This is a genomic window from Belnapia sp. AC561 (assembly GCF_979252845.1).
Genome location: NZ_CEEDBP010000010.1, coordinates 140,019 through 161,550, shown reverse-complemented (window position 1 = coordinate 161,550; position 21,532 = coordinate 140,019). Strand labels below are relative to the sequence as shown.

General features: G+C 68.1%; 20 protein-coding genes. 8 read left to right on the top strand and 12 right to left on the bottom strand.

Annotation, left to right across the window (positions count from 1 at the left end; all coding sequences use genetic code 11):
• Nucleotides 1–284: 284 nt before the first annotated feature.
• The gene (locus tag AC0IW9_RS11225) at nucleotides 285–674 is read right to left on the bottom strand and encodes a PH domain-containing protein (protein WP_471648322.1); all 390 of its coding nucleotides are present in this window, start codon (nucleotides 672–674) and stop codon (nucleotides 285–287) included.
• Between the two features lie 42 nt (nucleotides 675–716).
• Here AC0IW9_RS11225 and AC0IW9_RS11220 point away from each other — a divergent pair, with 42 nt between their 5' ends.
• A complete protein-coding gene (locus AC0IW9_RS11220; RefSeq protein WP_471648321.1) occupies nucleotides 717–3,887 on the top strand; it encodes a PAS domain-containing protein in 3,171 nt (1,056 codons plus the stop codon).
• On the opposite strand, the gene AC0IW9_RS11215 is transcribed toward AC0IW9_RS11220, so the two are convergent.
• On the bottom strand, nucleotides 3,884–4,585 hold the full coding sequence (locus AC0IW9_RS11215; protein ID WP_471648320.1) for an alpha/beta fold hydrolase: 702 nt from the start codon (nucleotides 4,583–4,585) through the stop codon (nucleotides 3,884–3,886). The two genes, AC0IW9_RS11220 and AC0IW9_RS11215, sit on opposite strands and share 4 nt — an antisense overlap.
• 464 nt (nucleotides 4,586–5,049) lie before the next feature.
• Between AC0IW9_RS11215 and AC0IW9_RS11210 the strand changes: the two genes are divergently transcribed.
• The 6 genes from AC0IW9_RS11210 (at nucleotide 5,050) to AC0IW9_RS11185 (ending at nucleotide 12,285) form a co-directional block, all read left to right on the top strand.
• Complete coding sequence (locus AC0IW9_RS11210) at nucleotides 5,050–6,885, top strand: DEAD/DEAH box helicase (protein ID WP_471648319.1); 1,836 nt, start codon at nucleotides 5,050–5,052, stop codon at nucleotides 6,883–6,885.
• A gap of 121 nt (nucleotides 6,886–7,006) precedes the next feature.
• A complete protein-coding gene (locus AC0IW9_RS11205; RefSeq protein WP_471648318.1) occupies nucleotides 7,007–8,212 on the top strand; it encodes an acyl-CoA dehydrogenase in 1,206 nt (401 codons plus the stop codon).
• Nucleotides 8,213–8,230: 18 nt separating this feature from the next.
• Nucleotides 8,231–8,653 (top strand): DUF2721 domain-containing protein, encoded by a 423-nt coding sequence (locus AC0IW9_RS11200; protein WP_471648329.1) that lies wholly within the window; start codon nucleotides 8,231–8,233, stop codon nucleotides 8,651–8,653.
• Complete coding sequence (locus tag AC0IW9_RS11195; RefSeq protein ID WP_471648317.1) at nucleotides 8,637–9,911, top strand: class I SAM-dependent RNA methyltransferase; 1,275 nt, start codon at nucleotides 8,637–8,639, stop codon at nucleotides 9,909–9,911. The genes AC0IW9_RS11200 and AC0IW9_RS11195 overlap by 17 nt, the downstream gene beginning before the upstream one ends.
• A gap of 76 nt (nucleotides 9,912–9,987) precedes the next feature.
• Complete coding sequence (locus AC0IW9_RS11190) at nucleotides 9,988–10,971, top strand: MBL fold metallo-hydrolase (protein ID WP_471648316.1); 984 nt, start codon at nucleotides 9,988–9,990, stop codon at nucleotides 10,969–10,971.
• 78 nt (nucleotides 10,972–11,049) lie between these two features.
• Entirely contained in the window at nucleotides 11,050–12,285 is a 1,236-nt protein-coding gene (locus AC0IW9_RS11185) for an ABC transporter substrate-binding protein (RefSeq protein WP_471648315.1), read from the top strand.
• Nucleotides 12,286–12,288: 3 nt separating this feature from the next.
• On the opposite strand, the gene AC0IW9_RS11180 is transcribed toward AC0IW9_RS11185, so the two are convergent.
• The 10 genes from AC0IW9_RS11180 to AC0IW9_RS11135 form a co-directional block, all read right to left on the bottom strand.
• Entirely contained in the window at nucleotides 12,289–13,263 is a 975-nt protein-coding gene (locus AC0IW9_RS11180) for a Bug family tripartite tricarboxylate transporter substrate binding protein (RefSeq protein WP_471648314.1), read from the bottom strand.
• 81 nt (nucleotides 13,264–13,344) lie between these two features.
• A complete protein-coding gene (locus AC0IW9_RS11175; protein WP_471648313.1) occupies nucleotides 13,345–13,986 on the bottom strand; it encodes a 3'-5' exonuclease in 642 nt (213 codons plus the stop codon).
• Between the two features lies 1 nt (nucleotide 13,987).
• The gene (locus AC0IW9_RS11170; RefSeq protein WP_471648312.1) at nucleotides 13,988–14,371 is read right to left on the bottom strand and encodes a HesB/IscA family protein; all 384 of its coding nucleotides are present in this window, start codon (nucleotides 14,369–14,371) and stop codon (nucleotides 13,988–13,990) included.
• Nucleotides 14,372–14,384: 13 nt separating this feature from the next.
• The gene (locus AC0IW9_RS11165; RefSeq protein WP_471648328.1) at nucleotides 14,385–14,780 is read right to left on the bottom strand and encodes an SUF system Fe-S cluster assembly protein; all 396 of its coding nucleotides are present in this window, start codon (nucleotides 14,778–14,780) and stop codon (nucleotides 14,385–14,387) included.
• Nucleotides 14,749–15,216: a Fe-S cluster assembly sulfur transfer protein SufU gene (gene sufU / locus AC0IW9_RS11160; protein WP_471648311.1), complete on the bottom strand. Its 468-nt coding sequence runs from the start codon at nucleotides 15,214–15,216 to the stop codon at nucleotides 14,749–14,751. The genes AC0IW9_RS11165 and sufU overlap by 32 nt, the downstream gene beginning before the upstream one ends.
• The gene (locus AC0IW9_RS11155; RefSeq protein WP_471648310.1) at nucleotides 15,216–16,445 is read right to left on the bottom strand and encodes an aminotransferase class V-fold PLP-dependent enzyme; all 1,230 of its coding nucleotides are present in this window, start codon (nucleotides 16,443–16,445) and stop codon (nucleotides 15,216–15,218) included. Before AC0IW9_RS11155 ends, sufU begins: the two co-directional genes overlap by 1 nt.
• Nucleotides 16,442–17,731 carry a Fe-S cluster assembly protein SufD gene (gene sufD / locus AC0IW9_RS11150; RefSeq protein ID WP_471648309.1) on the bottom strand — a complete coding sequence of 430 codons (1,290 nt, stop codon included), beginning with the start codon at nucleotides 17,729–17,731 and terminating at the stop codon, nucleotides 16,442–16,444. Before sufD ends, AC0IW9_RS11155 begins: the two co-directional genes overlap by 4 nt.
• Nucleotides 17,728–18,474: a Fe-S cluster assembly ATPase SufC gene (sufC, locus tag AC0IW9_RS11145; RefSeq protein WP_471648308.1), complete on the bottom strand. Its 747-nt coding sequence runs from the start codon at nucleotides 18,472–18,474 to the stop codon at nucleotides 17,728–17,730. Before sufC ends, sufD begins: the two co-directional genes overlap by 4 nt.
• A 36-nt stretch (nucleotides 18,475–18,510) precedes the next feature.
• Nucleotides 18,511–20,010 carry a Fe-S cluster assembly protein SufB gene (gene sufB / locus AC0IW9_RS11140; RefSeq protein WP_471648307.1) on the bottom strand — a complete coding sequence of 500 codons (1,500 nt, stop codon included), beginning with the start codon at nucleotides 20,008–20,010 and terminating at the stop codon, nucleotides 18,511–18,513.
• Between the two features lie 8 nt (nucleotides 20,011–20,018).
• Nucleotides 20,019–20,480 (bottom strand): SUF system Fe-S cluster assembly regulator, encoded by a 462-nt coding sequence (locus AC0IW9_RS11135; protein WP_471648306.1) that lies wholly within the window; start codon nucleotides 20,478–20,480, stop codon nucleotides 20,019–20,021.
• Nucleotides 20,481–20,591: 111 nt separating this feature from the next.
• On the opposite strand from AC0IW9_RS11135, the gene AC0IW9_RS11130 reads away from it, so the two are divergent.
• A complete protein-coding gene (locus tag AC0IW9_RS11130) occupies nucleotides 20,592–21,482 on the top strand; it encodes an alpha/beta fold hydrolase (RefSeq protein ID WP_471648305.1) in 891 nt (296 codons plus the stop codon).
• Nucleotides 21,483–21,532: the final 50 nt, after the last annotated feature.

Genomic DNA, 21,532 nt, shown 5'->3' with positions numbered 1-21,532 from the left:
ACGCCTTCCTAAACCAAGCCGTCTCAGCCCAGCTCAGACAACGCACATCAGCCGCAATAGTGCCCAGGTAGTGCTAGCACAGCCGGGCAGTCTTCAGCGTGGCCATGACGCGTTCGGGGTTCATTGCCCAACGCCGCCTCTCGGCCCGCGCCGGAGGACATATAGGTGAATTGGGAGTGAAGCAGGTCTGGCCTCCCGGGAGTCGTCCAGGATGCCGACCACAGTCTGCTGCAGTCCGCTAGGTTCCTCACCATAGACGCGTGCTGGCTTGTTATCGCTTGACGTCAATCCACCGTTACTGCCGGCCCGCGCGGCCGACTTTTGTTCCACACGGTTCGGATCGCTTCGCTGACACCGATCGGGTCTGGCACGCCCTTCAACACATGGACTTCCTCCGGGCTTCGTCCTTCGACCGACTTCAGCACGATGTCACCGATGCCGACCAGTCGCTGGTAGACGTTGCGGGTGGAGACGACGTCGCGGATGCGGAAGACCTCAACATCGTCCCGCACCTTGGTCCAGAAGCCGGATTCGATGACGATCCGCTCATTGGTGATGGTGATCCGCTGACGTCCTAGGAAAGGCAGTCCCAGTAGCAGCAGCGCCAGCACCCCTCGGCCCAGGCCGAAGGAGCGCTTGGTCTCCCGGGTAGTCAGCAGCGTGCTTTCGGACATACGGGCGCCTCGCAGAAATAGTCCATAGGATATGGACTCGGAATGGTGGCTGCGCTGACCATCGGGCGCAATGGCGCGAGAAGTCCGCTCTTTTCCCAGCCACTCGCCCTTCACCAAATTTTCTGGGCCGCAACGTATTCTCGCTATTTTTTGTATACTAAAATTATCACGTTCGGGCGATGTAACGCCGACTCAAGCAAGCTCACGTTATTGCGCGCAGACGGCAGAGGCATCCGGTGCCTAATCGTTTCGAATGACAGGGCCGCAGGAACCAAGCTCGCACCGGCATGGAGACAACATGCACCTGACCGAAACCGGCCGTACCAAGGCTCGTGCGGTGTCGCTGGGGTGACGCAGTTACCGCCTTTCGCTGCCGCCAGCCCTGCCCTCCCACAGGCCAGTGCGACGATATTCGGGCCGGCCAGCCCGAACGCACAGGCAAGGCGGCTTCATCGTTCGCTCCGCCTCCTGCTGCTTGCCGCCGTCGCCCTACCCGCCTGCATCCTCGGCGCCGGGACCAGGCTTGCCTGGCAAAGCCAATGGCGTGACGCGACAATAGAGTTGGAACGCGCTGCCGATGCCGGCGCCGATTACGCCACACGCTTGTTGCTGAACTATTCCATCGCCGCCAGTCGCGTGGATGACATCCTGCGCGGCCTCAACGATGCCGAAATCCGCGCCGAGGAACCTGCTCTCCATGAGGCGATGAAGGCGCTGGTCGCCCAGTTGCCACAGGCTTCCGCTGCCTTCGTGGTGGACCGGGAGGGCGTGCCGCTGGTTGCCGCCGACCGCATGCCGGTCCCCCGCGTTGCCACCGCGCGCGACCGCGATTTCTTCCATGCCCTCTCCGGCGAAGATGCACCGGAGGTGCATATCAGCCGGGTCTATGCCAGCCGCTTCGATGGCCGCCCTTTCTTCGCCGTCAGTCGGCGCCGCTCCAATACCGGCAATGCGCTCGAGGCCGGTGGCTTTGATGGTCTGGTCAATCTTTCGGTGGAACCGGCATTGGTTGCCGCGGGCCTTTCCCGACTTTTGGCCCGGCACGGCGATGCCATAGCGCTCATCCGTGCCGATGGCGCCATACTGACCCGAACGACGGGCGCCTATGGCCCACTCTCCTTTCTGCCCGTCAGCAGCCCCTTCCATGGTTTTGCAAAGGCCGGCGCCAAGACCGCAACCTATCGTGTCACCGCCCCGATCAACGGACAGCCGCAACTCGTCGCCCTCCGTCGGCTGGATCGCCTGCCGGTCTATGCTGCCGTCATCCGCTCCCGCAGTGCCATCGCCGGCAGCTGGTGGGAAGCGGCCTGGCCGCAATTCGCCATCGGCATCCCCGCAACTCTGGCCCTGCTTGCCCTGGCCTTGCTGGTGCGCCGCAGCCAGCTTGATCTCATCACTGCCAATGGCGGTCTTGAAGCCAGCGTCGCCGACCGCAATGCCACGCTCGAGGAAGTCTCGCAGGCGCTCGACCTCACCCCCTGCATGATCACCGACCTTGAGGGCCGCATCAGCCATTGGTCGGAAGGCTGTGTCCGCCTCTATGGTTTCGACCGAACCACAGCACTCGGGCGTAAGGCGAGTGATCTACTCTCCACCGAATTTCCCGCTGGTGGGCGGGACAAGGTGCTGGCCGCGGTGCTCCAAACCGGTCAATGGCAGGGGGAGCTGCGGCAGAAGCGACGTGATGGCAGTTGGATGGTCACCAGCACCCAATGGACCCTGCGGCTGGATCCACTGACCGGGGCACCCATGTCCCTCGTCAGCACCCGCACCGACCTCAGCGTCCTGCGCCGGACGCAGCGCGCGTTGAGCCGCAGCGAGGCACGGCTACGCCGGGCGCAGGAAGCAAGTGGTGTCGTGGCCTTCGAAATCTTGGAGGATGGCCGGGTGGTGGCGCATGCGGCGCTGCGTGGCCTGTTCGGCTTGGCACCGGACACGGCCATGACGATCGAGCGCTGCCTCGCCCGCTTTCACCCGCCCGACCTGGCGGCAGCCCGACAGCTCTGCGCCCGGCTCGCCACTGCCGGCGGCGGCTTCAGCCAGGAATTCCGAGTGCAGCACCCGGACGGCAGCGAACGCTGGTTGCTGGCCCGGGGCGAGGCGGCCGCCGACCCGGCCGGCGGCCCATATCCCCGGATGGTTACTGGCATCATCCTCGATGTCACCGAACGCCGTGCCGCCTCGACGGCCCTGTCCGAAAGCGAGGAACGCTTACGGCTGGCTCAAGGCGCCGCCGGCTTCGGCATATATGACTATGACTTTCCCACCGGGCGCGTGACCTGGGATAGCCGCATGCGCGCCCTCTGGGCCTTGCCGAAGGATGCGCCGGTTACCAATCGCCTCTTCCTCTCGGGCCTGCATGCGGATGACCGGACGCTGCGGCGGGACGCGGTGCGCCGCGCCATGGATCCCGCGGGCCAAGGCACCTACCAGGTCGAATACCGGGTCATCGGCATCCAGGATGGCCAGGAACGCTGGGTCGCCACCACCGGCCAGGTCCGCTTCGCCAATGGCCAGCCGATCCGCCTTACGGGCCTCGCCATGGACATCACCGCCCGCAAGCGAACGGAACAGCGCAACGAATTGCTGATGCGGGAAGTGGATCACCGAGCAAAGAACGCGCTTGCCGTGGTGCAGGCGGCGCTCCGTCTCTCCCGCGCAGCCTCTCCGGCCGAGCTGGTGCGGATTGTCGAAGGCCGGGTTGCCGCCCTGGCCCGGGCGCAGACCATTCTCGCCCAGCGCCGCTGGGAGGGGGCGGAGTTGCATGCTCTGCTGGAAGGTGAGTTGGCCCCCTTTCTCACCGGCATCCGCCGTGACGCGCCGCGGGTGGAATTGCTTGGCCCACCGGTAACCGTCGCCGCCCATGCTGCCCAGCCGCTCTGCATGGCGATTCATGAATTGGCGACGAACGCGATGAAATACGGTGCCCTGTCGCATGCGCAGGGGCTGCTGCAGGTCACCTGGCGGCTGGATGCGGCCAACCGGATGCTGGTGCTCAGCTGGCGTGAGAGCGGTGGCCCGGACCTCACCGGCCTGACACGCGGCCGCGGCTTCGGCTCCCGCGTCATCGAGCAGACGGTGCAAAGCCAGCTTGGCGGCACCCTTGAACGGCGCTGGTTGGCGAATGGGCTGGTCTGCGACATCGAGGTGCCACTGAGTTGGAATGGCCCAGGCAAGGCGTTGGTGCTGGATGGCGAAGCCGCCGCAACCTAATCCCAGCTGAGCCAATCCCGCAGCAGCGCCGTCACCAGCGCCGGCGCCTCCATTGGCGGCAGATGACCACTACCGGGGATCTCCCGCAGCCGGGCACCAAGAATGCCGGCGGCGATCTCGGCCGCCAGCTCCGGTGGCGTCAGCACATCCGCCTCCCCCACCGCGACCAGGACCGGCAACCGCAGCCCCGGCAGGTCGGGCCGCGAATCCGGTCGGCCGAGGATCGCCGCCTGCTGCCGCAAGAAGGCGTCCCGTCCCACCCGTTCGGCCATGGCGATGACCGCCGTACCGACCGGCCCCGCGAGGTTCGCCGGATGCACGAGTTGCGGCAGCAGCCGCGGCGTCACACCCTTGAACTGCCCGCTGCGCGTCAGCGACATCAGCCCGCGCCGACGCCGCGCCTGATCCGGCGTATCAGGCCGAGCAGAAGTGTCGAACAACGCCAGGCGCGTCACCCGCTCAGGCGCCTGCCGCATGATTTCAAAGGCGAGATAGCCGCCCATGGACAGCCCAACCAGGGAGAAGCGAGGGGGTGCCTCCGCCAGGGCACGGGCCGCCATGGCTGCGAGGCCATCGTCTTTGGTCACGTCTGCCACATGACAGAGTGCCGAGCCGGCCAACCCGGCGACCTGCGCTTCCCAAAGCGCGGCATCACAAAGCAAACCGGGCAGCAGCAGGAGGTCGGGGGGAGATTGCATGGATGGGCAGGCTCCTAGTCCGGCCAAAACAACGGCACAATGGGGCAATGCCGACCGGATGCGCTTGATTTTCGCGCCGCCTTGGCGCATAGGGATCGTGGACCTGGAACGGCAGCCTTGCGAAAGGGCGAGCCGGGCGTCGGTTTTCGGCCATTCGGGCCGCCATGCCGCCGCTGTCCCGGCGAAGGAACCGACCGCACTTGACCGATACCTCCGAACGGCCCGCTTCCGATGCGGCCGAACACGAGCATAGCAACCAGCCCGCGGTGAGCGCCGCAGACCCGGCAAGCCCGATGACTGAGCCGCCAGTGGCCGCCATCGAACCCGAGGCCGCAGCTGCGACCGATGCTTCTGCGCCAGCTGAAGCAATTTCTGCCGAGCCTCCGGCTGAAGTCGCCCCCGAAACACCTGTCGCCGAGCCCGTAGCCGCGATGGAATTCGGTACATCCGCCCAGGCCGAAGTCGTGTCCGCTGAACCGGCCGCCGATCCCCCGGAGGCCGCAGCCGCCACGGGGGACGCAGCCGAAGCCGCCGCCGAGGTGACCAACGTCTCCGAGAATGACGACGAAGACGAAGACGACCCGGCCGAGGAAGACGCCACCCCCCGCGTCACCTTCGCCGACCTCGGCCTGTCCGACCCCATCGTCCAGGCCGTTGCCGAAGCCGGTTACGTCACGCCGACGCCGATCCAGGAAGCCGCCATCCCCATCGTGCTGATGGGCCGGGACGTGCTTGGCTGCGCCCAGACCGGCACCGGCAAGACCGCCGGCTTCACCCTGCCGATGCTCGACATCCTCGCCTCCGGCCGGGCCAAGGCGCGGATGCCGCGCAGCCTGATCCTCGAGCCGACCCGCGAGCTCGCGCTGCAGGTCGCCGAGAATTTCGTGAAGTACGGCAAGCACCTCAACCTGGTGCATGCCCTGCTGATCGGCGGCGAGAGCATGAACGACCAGCGCAACGTGCTCGACAAGGGCGTCGACGTGCTAATCGCCACGCCGGGCCGGCTGCTCGACCTCTTCGACCGCGGCCGCATCCTGCTGGCCGACTGCAAGGTGCTCGTCATCGACGAGGCCGACCGCATGCTGGACATGGGCTTCATCCCGGATGTCGAGCGCATCGTCTCGATGCTGCCCGCCATGCGCCAGACCCTGTTCTTCAGCGCCACCATGGCGCCCGAGATCCGCAAGCTGGCCGATGCCTTCCTGCAGAACCCGAAAGAGATCAGCGTCTCCGCCCCGGCTTCCGTAGCGACGACCATCACCGCCGGCCTGCTCTGGACCCGTGAGCTCGACAAGCGCGAGGCGCTGCGCCGGCTGATCCGCCGCGAGCAGGTCCAGAACGCCTTGATCTTCTGCAATCGCAAGGTCGAGGTGGATGTCCTTTACAAGTCGCTCAAGCGGCACGGCTTCTCGGTCGGCTCGCTGCATGGCGACATGGATCAGCCAGCCCGTTTCGCCACCCTGAACAAGTTCAAGGCGAATGAGCTGCAGTTGCTGGTTTGCTCGGACGTCGCCGCCCGCGGCATCGACATCGGCGGCCTCAGCCATGTCTTCAACTTCGACGTGCCGTTCCATGCGGAGGATTATGTCCACCGCATCGGCCGTACTGGCCGCGCCGGCAATAAGGGTGCCGCCTTCACCATCGCCACCGCCGATGATGCCCGGAACGTGGCCGCTATCGAGAAACTGACCGGCCGACCAATCCCCCGTATCGAAGTCGAAGGGTTGGACGAGGTTAGCAACGAGGAAATCGCTGAGGCCGCCGCCCGGCCGAACCGCGGCCGTGGTGGCCGTGGTGCCTCTGCCCGCGGTGGTCGCCCGGCTGCTGGTGGACGTGACCGCGAACGCGGCCCGCGCGGTGCCGACCGCCGATCCGATCGCGCCCCCCAGGCTGATACCCAGCCGATCGTTGCCGCCTCCCCTGAGCGGGCCCCTCTGGCTGAGCGCCCCGCGCGCCCAGCCCGTGGTGACCGACCCGAGCGTGGCGAACGCTCCCGCGATCGTGGCCGCGACCGCGCCCCGGTCACTCCGCGCGAGGAACGTCCCCGCACTGAGGACCGCGCCCCGCGCAACGAACAACCGCGCGAGGAGCGCGGCTGGGACCGGCCGCAGCCGGACCGCTATGCCGAACGCCCCGAGCGCAGCTGGGACCGCGACGGTCCGCGCCGTCGCGACCGCGACGACCTCGGCCCCTCGGTCCAGGGTTTCGGTGATGCCATCCCGGCTTTCATGCTGATCCCCATCCCCCGTCCGCGGCGTGATGCGAACCCGGAGCCGGAGACCGAGGCCGAAGCCGCCTAGGCTTCGTCTTCTCCGGACAGCAATCCTGCGCCGCGCCAGCGGTTGCGGGATGCTGCTGGCCGCGCCAAATACCCTCCGCAAGCCCCACGCGCCGGGGCACCAGAGCCCCGAGGAGCCAGCCATGAACGTCATCTCCCCAGCCCCGAAGCGCAGCATGGCGACCTTCAAGTGGGAAGACGCATTCCTGCTCGACGACCAGCTCACCGAGGATGAGCGGATGATCCGCGAGGCGGCGCATGACTTCTGCCAGGAGAAGCTGCTGCCCCGCGTCCTCATGGCCAATCGGCATGAGAAATTCGACCGCGAGATCATGAACGAGTTCGGCGAGATGGGCTTTCTCGGCGCCACGCTCGACGGTTATGGCTGCGCCGGCGTCTCCTATGTCGCTTACGGACTGATGGCACGCGAGGTCGAGCGGGTCGACAGCGGCTATCGCAGCGCCTTCTCGGTGCAGTCGAGCCTGGTGATGTTCCCGATCCACGCCTTCGGCTCCGAGGCGCAGAAGGAGAAGTATCTGCCGAAGCTGCGGACCGGCGAATGGGTCGGCTGTTTCGGCCTGACCGAGCCGGATGCCGGCTCCGACCCCTCCTCGATGCGCACGCGCGCCAAGAAGGTCGATGGCGGCTATCTCGTCAGCGGTTCCAAGACCTGGATCACCAATGCGCCGATCGCCGATTGCGCTGTGGTCTGGGCCAAGGACGACGAGGGCATCCTGCGTGGCTTCATCCTCGACCGGGGCATGAAGGGCCTGACCTTCCCCAAGATTGAGGGCAAATTCAGCCTGCGCGCCTCGACCACCGGCATGATCATGATGGACGAGGTCTTCGTTCCCGAGGAGAACCGGCTGCCGCTGGTGAAATCGCTGAACGGTCCCTTCTCCTGCCTCAACCGTGCTCGCTACGGCATCGCCTGGGGTTCGCTCGGCGCCGCCGAGTTCTGCTTCCACGCGGCGCGCGACTACACGATGAACCGCAAGATGTTTGGCCGGCCGCTGGCGCAAACTCAGCTTGTCCAGAAGAAGCTGGCCGACATGGAAACCGAGATCACCCTCGGCCTTCAGGCCGTGCTCCGCGTCGGCCGTCTCTTCGACGAGGGCAAGGTTGCGCCGGAGATGATCTCCCTGGTGAAGCGCAACAACTGCGGCAAGTCGCTGGATATCGCCCGGGTCTCCCGTGACATGCATGGCGGCAACGGCATCGTGGACGAGTACCACGTGATCCGTCACGTCATGAACCTCGAGACGGTGAACACCTATGAGGGCACGCACGACGTCCATGCGCTGATCCTCGGCCGGGCCATCACCGGGTTGAACGCCTTCGGGGGCTAAGCAGCCCCCTTGTTCGGCGTGGAGGATGTGGCGGAGATCGAGCGGGCAATCCAATCGGCGATCGCCCCGGCCTTCCTCCTCACCGGCATCTTCAGCCTGCTGAATGTCCTGACGGGCCGCCTCGGCCGGTTGATCGACCGGGAACGCGCCATCCGCAATGGTCTCTCCCCTCCCTTGCGGGGAGAGCTGAAGCGGCTGGCGCTGCGGGCCCGCTGTCTGCACCATGCGATCGGCGCCTCGGTAACGGCGGCCATTCTGCTGTGCTCGCTCATCATCGCCGCTTTCGGGGGCGTTTTCCTCGGCCTGAAGCTCGCCTGGGTCCTGGCTGCCCTGCTTGTCGCGGCCATGCTCTCGCTGGTAGCGGCGCTGGGCCTTTTCCTGGGCGAGGTCCGCCTCGCCTCCGCCCATTTGCCCCTGGAGCACGATGTCGGACCTGCTTGAACTGACCGTCGAACAGATGGGCGCGGCCGGCGATGGCATCGCTCGCTTCGAAGGTGGCCAGGTCTTCCTGCCGCAGGCTTTGCCCGGTGAGGTCGTGCACGCCCGCCTCACCGGCAAGCGTGGGGAGGCCAAGGTTGCCCAGGTAGAGTCCTGGCTTACCGAAAGTCCCGACCGGGTCACCCCGCCCTGCACCCATTTCCCGGTCTGCGGCGGATGCGTGCTGCAGCACTGGAACCTTTCGGCCTATGGCGCCTGGAAGCGCGGCCGGCTGGTCGAGGCCCTGGCCCGCGCCGGGTTCCCCGAGGCCCCGGTCGGTCCCATGGTTGCCACTCCGCCCGCCTGCCGCCAGCGTGTCGATTTTGGTTTCGAGCGACTGCCCGATGGCCGGGTCACCATCGGTTTCCACCAGCGCGGTACCACCACTTTGGTGCCGATGCGGGAATGCCATGTCCTGCTGCCCGCGCTGGTTGCCCTGTTGCCCGCCCTGGCGGAGACGCTGCGCCACCTCGAAGGCCTCCGCCGGCTCGGCTCCGCCGTCATCAACATGCTCGACAGCGGGCCGGACATCCTGCTCCGCACCGATGCGCCGCTGACGATGCCGGACCGCCGGGCGCTGGCCGGACTGGCCACTAGTCTGGGCGTCCCCCGCATCGCCTGGGCCGGCAAGGGCGCCGGAGCGGAGATCGCTGCCCAGCTCGGCGCGGTCCGCCACCGGCTTTCGGGCATCGAGGTCACCCCCGCCCCCGGCGCCTTCCTCCAGGCCAGCGCCCCGGGGGAAGCGGCGATCATCGCCGCCATGCTCGCTGGCCTGCCGAAGAAACTGCATGGCCGCGGCAATATCGCTGATCTCTATGCCGGCATCGGCACCCTCAGCATCCCGCTGGCCGCCCGCGGGCGGGTCACCGCCTTCGAAAGCATGCCGGATGCGGTCGCAGCCCTGGCTGCCGCCGCGGGCAAGGGCGGGGTGAAGGTCAAGGCAGTGAAGCGAGACCTCGACCGGCAGCCCCTGGCCGGGGCGGAGCTGAAGGATTTTGCAGCGGTCGTGCTCGACCCGCCCTACGCTGGCGCGGCGGAGCAGGTAGGGCTGCTCGCAAAGGCCGGCGTGCCCAGCATCATCTATGTCTCCTGCAACCCGGCGGCACTAGCCAAGGATGCCAGGGCCTTACAGGCCGCCGGCTACCGGGTCGCCGCCGCCACCGCAGTGGATCAATTCCTCTGGTCGCCGCATCTGGAAGCAGTGGTTGCCTTCAGCCGCTGACCCAGCCAGCGGAATAACTTGATTGCGCGGGCATCCTCCCCACCAATAAGCAATAACCAGTCGGAGCCTTACCGCAATGATCCCCTCCAGCCGTCGCCTTGCCCTGGGTGGCCTCGCCACCGCCTTTGCTGCGCCGGCACTGCTGCGGGGCGCCGCGGCTCAGACGGCCCCTTCTCCCGCCGCTGCCATGCCGCAGGCGCCGGGCTATTACCATTTCAAGGTTGGCGGCTTCACCGTCACCACCGTCCACGACGGCGCCTTCACCCGGCCGCTCGAGGCCTTCGTCCGCAACGCGCCGCTGGCCGATGTCCAGTCCGTCCTCGCCGCGCAGTTCATGCCGACCGACAGCTTCCGCATCCCCTTCACCGTCACCTTCGTCCAGACCCCGACCAAGCTGGTGGCCTTCGACAGCGGCAACGGCATCACCCCGCCCACCGCGACCAACGGCAAGATGATCGCCAACATGGCCGCCGCGGGGATCGACCCGGCCAAGGTGGATGCCGTCATCCTCAGCCATTTCCACGGCGACCACGTGAACGGCCTGCTCGGCGCCAACAATGCCGCAGCCTTCCCGAATGCCGAGATCTTCCTGCCCGAGGCCGAGATCGCCTGGTTCGGCGATGCCGCCAACGAAAGCCACAGCCCGGAAGGCCAGCGCGCCAATTTCGCCAACAGCGCCCGTCGCCTGGCGCCCTATGCCGGCCGCATCACCCGCATCAAGGCGGGCGCCGAGCCCGTCCCCGGCATCACCGCCATCGATGCCTTCGGCCATACCCCGGGCCACACCATCTACCGCATCGCCGACGGCGGCGCCCAGGCGATCTTCATGGCGGACGTGACCAACCGGCCGGAGCTCTTCGCCGCCCGCCCCGGCTACCACGCCGTCTTCGACTTCGACGCCGATGTCGCCGAGGCCACCCGCCGCAAGGTGCTGGATATGGTCGCCACCGACCGCATCCGCACGACGGGCTACCACTTCCCCTTCCCCGCCAACGGCTACTTCACCAAGGACGGCAGTGGCTATCGCTACGTCCCGGCGGATTGGTCGAGCGCGGTCTGACCGGCTGGACGGCTGGACCGGTCGAGGGTTTTGCGGTCTCCTCCCGCCGCGCCGCGGCGCAGTGAGGAGACCACAAGAATGACCACGACACGCCGGCACATCCTGGCTGCCGGAGCCCTGGCGCTGACGACGGCAAGCGCGGCACGGGCGCAGGCCTCGCCGCTGAAGCTCGGCATCCTGGGCGATCTGTCCGGCCCCTACCGGGACCTCTCGGGCCTCGGCACCATGGCCTGCGTGCGCCAGGCAATCGAGGATCTCGCCGGCGCCGGTACCCGCCTGCCGGTCGAGGTGCTGCATGCCGACCACCAGCACAAGCCCGATGTTGGCGTCGCCATCGCCCGGCAGTGGTTCGACCGCGACGGCGTCGATGCGATCCTGGAGGTGAACAACTCCGCCATCGCGCTCGCCATCACCGATATCGCCCGCGACAAGGACAAGGTCTTCCTGGCAACCGGCCCGGCGACGGCGGATCTGCACGGCACCCGCTGCGGCCCGAACCACCTGCACTGGACTTACGACACCTGGATGCTGGCCAATGGCGCCGGCGCCGCCACGGTGCGGGCCGGCGGCGACAGCTGGTTCTTCATGACCGCCGACTACGCCTTCGGCCATTCGCTGGAACGCGACACCCGCCGCGCGGTGGAAGCCGGCGGCGGCAAGGTACTGGGCCAGGCGCGCTACCCCTTCCCGCAGACCACGGACTTCTCCTCCTTCCTGCTGCAGGCACAATCCTCCCGCGCCAAGGTGCTGGGCCTCGCCAATGCCGGGACCGACCTCGTCAACTGCGTGAAGCAGGCGCATGAATTCGGCCTGACCCGGCGCGGCGCGATGAAGATGGTCGGGCTGCTCTGCCTGCTCGGCGACGTGCGGGCGATCGGCGCCGAGGCGGCGCAGGGCCTGCTGCTGGCCGAGCCCTTCTACTGGGACTTCGATGACCGCACCCGCGCCTTCACCACCCGCGTGCTGCCGAAGATGCCGCCCAACATCTACCCCAGCACCAACCATGCCGGCGCCTATTCCGCCGTGCTGCACTACATCCGCACCGCCGCCGCCATGGGCGGCCCAGCCGCGGCCAAGGCCTCCGGCCGCGCCACCATTGCCCGGATGAAGGCGCTGCCGACCGAGGACGATTGCTTCGGCCCCGGCCGGGTGCGCGAGGACGGCCGCAAGATCCACCCCGTCCACCTCTTCGAGGTGAAGCCGCCGGCTGAGGTGAAGACCGGCTGGGACTTCTACAGGCTGGTCGGCTCGATCGAGGCGGAGAAGGCGATGCGGCCCCTGGCCGAGGGCGGCTGCCCGATGGTCCAAGGCTGAGTATCACCCCTCGGGGCGAATGTTCCGGCGCTTCACCAGCCCGCCCCAGAGCGCCACCTCGGCGCGGATGAAGGCCTCGAACTGCGCCGGGGTGGTATCCCCCGGCGCGAAGGTCAGCGCCTTCATCTTCTCCCGCACATCCGGCTGCCGCACCGCCGCGCGGATGGCGGCTGAGAGCATCTCCACCACCTCCGCCGGCGTCCCCTTCGGCGCCACCAGCCCGTAGAAGGCCGCCGCGTCGAAGCCGGGGAAGCCCTGCTCGGCGATGCTCGGGATCTCCGGCAGCAGCGCCACCCGCCGCGCCGAGGTGACCCCCAGCGCCCGCACCCGCCCGGCAGCGATATGCGGCAGCATGGAGCTGTCGAACATCGCCGGCACCCGGCCCGAGAGCACGTCCACATGCGCCGGCGCGCTGCCGCCATAGGCGACGGTTGTCACCTCGATCCCCGCCCGGTCGTAAAGCAATTCGCCCGACAGATGGGTGATGGCGCCGATGCCGGTATGGGCGACCGCCACCTTCCCCGGATTGGCCTTCGCATAGGCCACGAACTCCTGCACGTCCCGCGCCGGGAAATCCGGATGCACCACCAGGATGTTCGGGATGGTCGAGATCAGCGCCACCGGTACGAAATCCCGGAAGGGGTCGTAGGGCAGCCGGTCGAACATCAGCGGGTTCAACCCGAAGGGCAGCGAGACGCTCAGCAGCGTATGCCCATCCGCCGGCGCCCGCATGACCGTCTCGGTGGCGATCAGCGTATTGCCGCCCGGCCTGTTCTCGACGACGACCGGCCGGCCCCAGGCCTCCGCCAGCTTCTGTGCCACCAGCCGGTTCTGGTTATCCGCCGCGCCTCCGGCGGCATAGGCGACGACGAAGCGCACCGGCCGGTCCGGGAAGCGCGCCACGGTCTGGCCCTGGGCGGCACGGATGGCGGGCGCGACGGCGATGGCGCCCAGCAGGGCGCGCCGGTGCAGGCTCATGGCTGATTTCCCCCAGGGGCCTTGTTGCCGGCCCGTACGGGAATGGTGTCGGCGCCGCGGCCCGACGTCAACCGGCCAGCGTCAACCGGCCGAGATGCTCCGCGGCCCGTCCTGCACGAAGCCGGTCGTCATCTTCACGAAGGCCTCCGCCGTCAGCTCCGCATCCAGCAGCGCGCCGTGATGCTCGAAGCGGTCGGACCGGTCGATCCAGAGCCGGTCGCACAGCACGTCGAGCGAGCCGGGCGCGCCGGGGAACACAGTGCGGGCGATGAGCTGGGTGTCGATGAACCGCCCCTCGTGGAAGGGCTCGGCATCCCAGGCCGCCAGCTTGGCCCGGCGCATCTCGTAGTTCAGGTAGCCGATCTCGTTGCGGGCGCTATGTGCCAGCATCACCGAATCGCCGATGAAAGCCTCGAAGACGGCGACGATCTCGGCGAAGCGCGGGGCCTTGCGCAGCGCATTGGGGTGGATGCCATGCACCTTCATCGCCTGCGGATGCACCGGGCCTTCCGGGTTCACCAGGCTCTGCCAGCTCTCGCCGTTGCGCCAGCCCTCGCCGTCGCGCAGCAGCTCCAGGCAGCCGATCTGGATGATGGTGCCGGGCAGCCGCAGCCCCTTCGGCAGCTTCAGGATCTCCGCCTCGGTCTTCACCGGATGGCCGGTGGTCTCCACGTCGATCGAGACGATGCGCGCGGCACCGAGGATATCCGGAAGATCCAGCATCTCAGACGTGGAAGCTCTCGCCGCAGCCGCAGCGGCCCTTCTCGTTCGGATTGGTGAAGGTGAAGCCGGCCGACATGGCCTTCTGCTCGTAGTCCATCACCGTACCGATGAGAAACAGGCTGGCCTTGCTGTCCACCAGCACGGTCACGTCCTTGTCCGTCACGCTCTCGTCGCCCTTCTGCGGCCCATCGACCCAGGTGAGGTCGTAGGAGAGGCCCGAGCAGCCCTTGGTCTTCACGCCGATGCGCAGCAGCCGCCCGGCCTCGCCGGCCGCGTACAGCCGGCGCAGCCGCTCGGCGGCACCCTCGGTCAACTGCATCAGCGGCGGCAGGGCACGGCGGGCGCGCGGTGGGGTCTGGCCAGGGGGGTCAATTGTCGTGCTCATGGTGCGGCCTCCCTCAATACATGTTCATGGCAAGCTTGGCGTCTTCGCTCATCCGGCCCTGATCCCAGGGCGGATCCCAGACCACCTCGACCGTCACGTCAGTCACGCCGGGGACCAGCCGCACGCTTTCCTCTACCTGCGCCGGCAGCTCCTGCGCCGAAGGGCAGGAGGGGGTGGTCAGGGTCATCTCGACCTTGACCTTGCCGTCATCCTCGATCTCGACCGCATAGATCAGCCCGAGTTCATAGATGTCGACAGGGATCTCGGGGTCGAAGACGGTCTTCAGCACGCTGATGATCGCGTCCTCGCTGATCTTCTGCGCCGGCGGCGGGGTCTCGCCCTCGGGCGTCCAGGCGCCATGGGTCACGGCGATATCCTCACTCACTGCTCGCCTCCTTGCTGCCGCCATCGAGGGCGGCATTCAGCGTATGCCAGGCAAGCGTCGCGCATTTCACCCGGCTGGGGAACTCATGCACGCCGGACAGCGGCTGCAACCGCTCCATCTCGTCGGCCAGCGAGGCGCCGCAATCCGGGCAGGTGCCGGTCATCGCCAAGGCCCGGAAGCCCTCGCCCAGCTTGTGCGCCTCGGCCGCCGACTTGCCCTTGACGGTCTCGGTCATCAGGGACGCGCTGGCCATGGAGATGGCGCAGCCGCGGCCCTCGAAGGCGGCATCGGCGATGCTGCCGTCGGGGGCCATCTTGAGGAACAACTCCATCCGGTCGCCGCACATCGGGTTGTCGCCCTTGGCGCTGCGGTCGGCATCCTGCAGCCGCCGCAGGTTCCGCGGCTTGCGGCCGTGGTCGAGGATGACTTCCTGGTACAGGTCACGCAGATCGTCGAACATCAGGAAAAGAACTCCCGTGCCTTGCCCAGCGCCTCGGCGAGATAGTCGATCTCGGCTTCCGTGGTGTAGAGCCCGAAGGAGGCGCGGCAGGTGCCGGCCTCCACGCCGAAGCGCGCATGCAGCGGCTCGGCGCAATGCCGCCCGGCCCGCACCGCGATGCCCGCGCGGTCCAGCAGGGTCGCCAGATCATGCGGATGCGCATTGTCGAGGCCGAAGGCGAAGACCCCGCCCCGGTCCTGCGCCGCACCCAGCAGCGCCAGCCCGTCGATATCCGACAGCCGCCGCATCGCATGGTCGACCAGGGTGCGCTCATGCGCCTCGATCGCCGGCATGCCGATGGCGGTCACGTAGTCGATCGCCGCATGCAGGCCGACGGCCTCGACGATCGGCGGCGTGCCGGCCTCGAACTTCGCCGGCGCCTCCGCCCAGGTGCTGCGCTCGAAGCTGACCGAGCTGATCATGTCGCCGCCGCCGAGGAAGGGCGGCATGCGGTCCTGATGCTCGAGCCGCGCCCAGAGCACGCCGATCCCCGTGGGCCCATAGAGCTTGTGCCCGGTGAAGACGTAGAAATCCGCGCCCAGCGCCTGCATGTCCACCTTGCGGTGGACCACCGCCTGGCTGCCGTCGAACAGCACCTTGGCACCGGCCGCATGCGCCATGGCGACGATCCGCTCGACCGGCGTGACCGTGCCCAGCACGTTCGACATATGCGCGATGGCGACCAGCCCGACCTTGCCGTCGGCCAGCTTGGCGCCGAGGTCGTCCATGTCCAGTTCGCCGGTATCGGTCACCCGGCAGACGCGAAGCTCGATCCCCCGCCCGTCATCCCGCAGCATCTGCCAGGGGATGATGTTCGCGTGGTGCTCCAGCTCGCTGATCAGCACCGCCTGCCCCGGCCGCATCACGCCACGGCCCCAGCTATGGGCGACGAGGTTGATGGCGGCGGTGCTGTTGCTGGTGAAGATCACCTCGCGCGGATCGGCCGCGTTGAGGAAGCGGGCGACGGCGGCGCGCGCCGCCTCGTAGTCGGCGGTCGCCGCCTCGCTCAGCTGATAGGCGCCGCGATGCACGTTGGCATAGCGCTCCTCCATGCTGCGGACCATCGCCTGCACCACCGCGCGCGGCTTCTGCGCCGAAGCGCCGCTGTCGAGGAAGACCAGCGGCTTGCCCCGGACCATGCTGCCGAGGATCGGGAAATCCTGCCGGATCCGGCCGACGTCGAAGCTCATGATGCCGGCTCCCACCAACCTGCGACCGCGGCTTCCAGCGCCGCCCGGCTGGTCGGGTCGGCGACGGCCTCGATCGCCTCGGCGAGGAAGGCCTGCACCAGCATCGACCGCGCCGCCTCCTCCGGGATGCCTCGGGCGCGGAGATAGAAGAGCTGCTCCGCATCCAGCGCGCCCACCGTGGCGCCATGGCTGCACTTCACGTCGTCGGCGTAGATCTCGAGCTGCGGCTTGCAGTCGATCTCGGCCTCCGGGCTCAGCAGCAGCGCCTGGTTCATCTGGTAGCCATCGGTGCGCTGGGCGATCTGGTGGACGTGGATCTTGCCCTGGAAGACGCCGCGCGACTTGCCGGCCAGCACCGTCTTGTAGGTCTGCCGGCTGGCGCAATCCGGCGCCGCATGGTCGAGGAAGGTGGTCGTATCCGCATGCTGGCCCGCCCGCAGCAACTGCGCCCCGTTCATGTGGCAGGCCGCCCGTGGCCCGGCGAGGGTCACGTGGATCTCGTTCCGCACCAGCCGCCCGCCGGCGTTGAGCGTGAAATTGTCGTAGGTCCCGCCGCCCTCAACCCGGGCATAGATGGTGCCGAGTTGGAAGCCCTTGGCGCCTTCCTGCTGCACCCGGGTATGGGTCAGGGTCGCGCCCTCGGCGACCTCGATCTCGAAGACCGGGTTGTGCAGGTAGCGCGACCCGGCCGGGCCACGCGCCGTCTCGATGATGGTCAGGCTGGCGCCCGCCTCCAGCCGCACCAGATGGCGCGGGTGGAAGGCCGCCGGCCGCTCCCCGCCGCTGGCGAAGGAGGCGAGCTCGAGCAGCCCGCCCGCCACGCCGGCCGGCACGGTGATGACCAGCCCATCCTCGAACAGCATGGTGTTCAGGGCGACCAGCGGCTCCTCCGCCGGCCGCGCCAGGCTGCCGAGCCGGCCTTCCTGCGCCGCCAGCTGCAAGGCCAGCCCGTCCACCACGAACCCGGTGCTGTCGAGCGTCGAGATATCCGCCCGGAAGCGGCCATCGACGAAGACCGCGCGGCGGTGGCAGACCGGCTCCGGCAGGTCGGCCGCATCGCCCAGGACGCTCAGCGCCTCGTCGAAGCCGGCTTCCGAGACCGGCCGCAGGTCGGTGTATTTCCAGGCCTCGACGCGCCGGGTCGGGAATCCGGCGCTTCTGAAGCGCTCGGCCGCCGCCTCACGCAGCGCCTGCACCCAGGGCAGCCGCACGCCGGGCAGCCGTGCCCGCAGCCCGTCGAAGCGGTGCAGGAAGCCCTCGGCGCCGGAATGCACGACCGCGTTCATGCCGCCGCCTGGACGGAGGCATAGCCGGTCGCTTCCAGCTCCTTCGCCAGCTCCGCGCCGCCGCTTTTGACGATCCGCCCGGCCATCAGCACATGCACCCGGTCGGGCACGATGTAGTCCAGCAGCCGCTGGTAGTGGGTGATCACGAGCGAGGAGAATTCCGGCGCCCGCAGCGCATTGACGCCATCGGCCACGATCTTCAGCGCATCGATGTCGAGCCCGCTGTCGGTCTCGTCGAGGATGGCCAGCTTCGGCCGCAGCAGCGCCATCTGCAGCACCTCGTTGCGCTTCTTCTCGCCGCCGGAGAAGCCGACGTTCACGCCGCGCTTCAGCATGTCCTCGGACATCTGCAGCGCCGCAAGCCGCGCCCGCGCGGTCTTCAGGAACTGCATCGCATCCAGCTCGCCCTCGCCGCGCGACCGGCGCTGCGCATTCAGCGCGGTGCGGAGGAAGTTCGCATTGCCGACGCCGGGCAGCTCGACCGGATACTGGAAGGCGAGGAAGACGCCCGTCGCCGCCCGCTCCTCCGGGTCCAAGGTCAGCAGGTCGACGCCGTTGAACGTCGCGCTGCCGCCGGTCACCTCATAGCCGTCGCGGCCGGCCAGCACGTAGGACAGCGTGGACTTGCCCGAGCCGTTCGGGCCCATGATGGCATGGATCTCGCCGTCCGGCACCTGCAGGTCGATCCCCTTCAGGATCGGCTTGCCATCGACCTCGGCGGTCAGTCCTTCGATCTTCAGCATATCAGAGTCCTTGTTGGCCGCTGTGCCCCTCGGGGCTCAGCCGACCGATCCTTCGAGCGAAATCTGCAGCAGCTTCTGGGCCTCGACGGCGAATTCCATCGGCAGCTCCTTCAGCACCTCGCGGCAGAAGCCATTGACGATGAGGCCGACGGCATCTTCTTCCGACAGGCCGCGCTGGCGGCAGTAGAACAGCTGGTCCTCGGCGATGCGGCTGGTGGTCGCCTCATGCTCGACCTTGGCCGTCATGTTGCGGTTCTCGATGTACGGCACGGTATGCGCGCCGCACTGGTCGCCGATCAGCAGGCTGTCGCATTGCGTGTGGTTGCGCGCACCCGAAGCGGTGGGCGCGACGCGGACCAGCCCGCGGTAGGTGTTCTGCCCCTTGCCGGCCGAGATCCCCTTGGAGACGATGGTCGAGGTCGTGCGCTTGCCGACATGGATCATCTTGGTGCCGGTATCGGCCTGCTGGTGGTTGTTGGTGATCGCCACCGAGTAGAACTCGCCGACGCTGTCATCGCCGAGCAGCACGCAGGACGGATACTTCCAGGTGATGGCCGAACCGGTCTCGACCTGGGTCCAGCTCACCTTGGACCGCGCGCCGCGGCACTGCGCCCGCTTGGTGACGAAGTTGTAGATGCCGCCGCGGCCTTCGGCATCGCCGGGGTACCAGTTCTGCACCGTGCTGTACTTGATGCGCGCGTCGTCCATCGCCACCAGCTCGACCACCGCCGCATGCAGCTGGTTCTCGTCGCGCATCGGTGCCGTGCAGCCCTCGAGGTAGGAGACGATCGCCCCCTCGTCGGCGATGATCAGCGTGCGCTCGAACTGCCCCGTGCTCTTCGCATTGATGCGGAAGTAGGTGGAGAGCTCCATCGGGCAGCGGACGCCCTTCGGGATGTAGACGAAGCTGCCGTCGGTGAAGACCGCGCTGTTCAGCGCCGCATAGTAGTTGTCGCCCTGCGGCACCACGCTGCCGAGGTACTGCTTCACCAGCTCCGGGTGCTCGTGCACCGCCTCCGAGATGGCGCAGAAGATGATGCCGTCCTTCGCCAGCCGCTCCTTGTAGGAGGTGGCGACGGAGACGCTATCGAAGACCGCATCGACCGCGATCGGCATGCGCCCGCTCTCGGAGGGGCTGTCGCCCGCACCCTCGACGCCCGCCAGGATCGCCTGCTCCTTCAGCGGGATGCCGAGCTTGGCATAGGTCTTCAGCAGCTCGGGATCGACCTCGTCCAGGGACTTCGGGCCGATCTTCTGCTTCGGCGCCGCATAGTAGTAGGCATCCTGGAAGTCGATCTTCGGGTAATGGACGGAAGGCCAGGTCGGCTCCTCCATCTTCAGCCAAGTGGCATAGGCCTTCAACCGCCAGTCAAGCAGCCACTGCGGCTCATTCTTCTTGGCGGAGATGAAGCGGACGATGTCCTCGTTCAGCCCCTTGGGGGCGAAGTCCATCTCGATATCCGTCGAGAAGCCCCACTTGTAGGTACCCTCGGTAACGGACTGGACGGTGTCGAGTGTCTCGGCAACTGCGGGCATTGGGTTTCCTACTCGGCGACGAGTTGGGCGAGCATGGTGACGGGGGCACGCCGTGGGGGGCTGGCGAGATCGGCGAGGGTGATGCCGGAGAGCGCCCGGCGGATTGCCTCGTTCACCGGATCCCAGCGGCCGCGGATGGCACAGATGCTCTCGGCTTCGCAGCTGCCAAGCCCGCCATCGACGCAGGCGGTCAGGGCGATCGGCCCGTCGATGGCGACGATCACCTCGGACAGCGGCACCTGGTCCAGCGTCCGGGTCAGGCGATAGCCGCCCCGGGCGCCGCGCAGGCCCTCCACCAGGCCGGCCTGGCCCAGGCTTTTCAGCACCTTGGACACGGTCGGCTCGGCGATGCCGGTGCCCAGCGCCAGGCCCGGCGCAGTCTGCACCTGGCCATCCGGCAGGGCGCCATCGCGCGCCAGGCGCGCCATGACCACCACTGCATAATCGGTCAGCTTCGAGAGCCTCAGCACGGTGATTTCTCCACGACCGGTTAAATAGGACCAATCGGGTCCTCTTTGAAGCCCCCCTCGCCCAAATCCTCCTCCTGGGGCTAGGCTCCGCCCCGAGGGAGACCCTGGACCATGCCGAGCATCACCACCGCCGACGGCGTCGAGCTGCAATACGAGGAGGCCGGCACCGGCACGCCGCTGCTGTTTGTCCATGAATTCGCCGGCGACGCCCGCGCCTGGGAGCCGCAGATGCGCTTCTTCGCCCGGCGCTACCGCTGCATCGCCTTCAACGCCCGCGGCTACCCGCCCTCCGCCGTCCCACACGAGCAGAGCGCCTATTCCCAGGACCGCGCCACCGACGACATCGCCGAGGTGATCCAGCAGCTCGGCCTCGCCCCGGCCCATGTGGTGGGCCTGTCCATGGGCGCCTTCGCCACCCTGCACCTCGGCCTCCGCTACCCCCACCTCGCCCGCAGCCTGACCGCCGCCGGCGTCGGCTACGGCGCCCAGCCGGGCAAGCAGGCCCAGTTCCGCGCCGAGGTCGATGCGACCGCCGACCGGATCGCCGCCGAGGGTATGTGGAAGATGGCCCGCACCTATGGCCGCGGCCCGACCCGCCTGGTCTTCGAGGAGAAGGACCCGCGCGGCTACGCCGAGTTCATGTCGCAGCTGTCGGAGCACGACACCGACGGCGCCGTGCTGACCATGCGCGGCTGCCAGCGCGAGCGCCCCAGCCTGTTCGAGCTGGAGGCCGGCTTCCGCGCCATGAAGCTGCCGACCCTGGTGATCTGCGGCGACGAGGACGACCCGACGCTGGAGCCCGGCCTCTTCCTCAAGCGGACCATCAGCACCAGCGCCCTGCTGGTCATGCCGCGCTGCGGCCACACGATGAACCTCGAGGACCCCGACGCCTTCAACCGCGCCGTGCTCGACTTCATCACCTGGGTCGATGCCGGCCGCTGGTGGGAACGCAACCCGGAGACGCTGGCCGGCAGCATCATCGCCGGCAAGCCGAAGGCCTGAGGGCCAGGGTCCGGGCGGACCGTGCCGCCCGCCCGGACGAACCCTAGCCG

Excerpts from the sequence above, each read along its gene's own strand:
- AC0IW9_RS11225 (WP_471648322.1), bottom strand. The coding sequence starts at position 674 with ATGTCCGAAAGCACGCTGCTGACTACCCGGGAGACCAAGCGCTCCTTC.
- AC0IW9_RS11220 (WP_471648321.1), top strand. The coding sequence starts at position 717 with ATGGTGGCTGCGCTGACCATCGGGCGCAATGGCGCGAGAAGTCCGCTC.
- AC0IW9_RS11215 (WP_471648320.1), bottom strand. The coding sequence starts at position 4,585 with ATGCAATCTCCCCCCGACCTCCTGCTGCTGCCCGGTTTGCTTTGTGAT.
- AC0IW9_RS11205 (WP_471648318.1), top strand. The coding sequence starts at position 7,007 with ATGAACGTCATCTCCCCAGCCCCGAAGCGCAGCATGGCGACCTTCAAG.
- AC0IW9_RS11195 (WP_471648317.1), top strand. The coding sequence starts at position 8,637 with ATGTCGGACCTGCTTGAACTGACCGTCGAACAGATGGGCGCGGCCGGC.
- AC0IW9_RS11190 (WP_471648316.1), top strand. The coding sequence starts at position 9,988 with ATGATCCCCTCCAGCCGTCGCCTTGCCCTGGGTGGCCTCGCCACCGCC.
- AC0IW9_RS11185 (WP_471648315.1), top strand. The coding sequence starts at position 11,050 with ATGACCACGACACGCCGGCACATCCTGGCTGCCGGAGCCCTGGCGCTG.
- AC0IW9_RS11180 (WP_471648314.1), bottom strand. The coding sequence starts at position 13,263 with ATGAGCCTGCACCGGCGCGCCCTGCTGGGCGCCATCGCCGTCGCGCCC.
- AC0IW9_RS11175 (WP_471648313.1), bottom strand. The coding sequence starts at position 13,986 with ATGCTGGATCTTCCGGATATCCTCGGTGCCGCGCGCATCGTCTCGATC.
- AC0IW9_RS11170 (WP_471648312.1), bottom strand. The coding sequence starts at position 14,371 with ATGAGCACGACAATTGACCCCCCTGGCCAGACCCCACCGCGCGCCCGC.
- AC0IW9_RS11165 (WP_471648328.1), bottom strand. The coding sequence starts at position 14,780 with ATGGCGGCAGCAAGGAGGCGAGCAGTGAGTGAGGATATCGCCGTGACC.
- sufU (WP_471648311.1), bottom strand. The coding sequence starts at position 15,216 with ATGTTCGACGATCTGCGTGACCTGTACCAGGAAGTCATCCTCGACCAC.
- AC0IW9_RS11155 (WP_471648310.1), bottom strand. The coding sequence starts at position 16,445 with ATGAGCTTCGACGTCGGCCGGATCCGGCAGGATTTCCCGATCCTCGGC.
- sufD (WP_471648309.1), bottom strand. The coding sequence starts at position 17,731 with ATGAACGCGGTCGTGCATTCCGGCGCCGAGGGCTTCCTGCACCGCTTC.
- sufC (WP_471648308.1), bottom strand. The coding sequence starts at position 18,474 with ATGCTGAAGATCGAAGGACTGACCGCCGAGGTCGATGGCAAGCCGATC.
- sufB (WP_471648307.1), bottom strand. The coding sequence starts at position 20,010 with ATGCCCGCAGTTGCCGAGACACTCGACACCGTCCAGTCCGTTACCGAG.
- AC0IW9_RS11130 (WP_471648305.1), top strand. The coding sequence starts at position 20,592 with ATGCCGAGCATCACCACCGCCGACGGCGTCGAGCTGCAATACGAGGAG.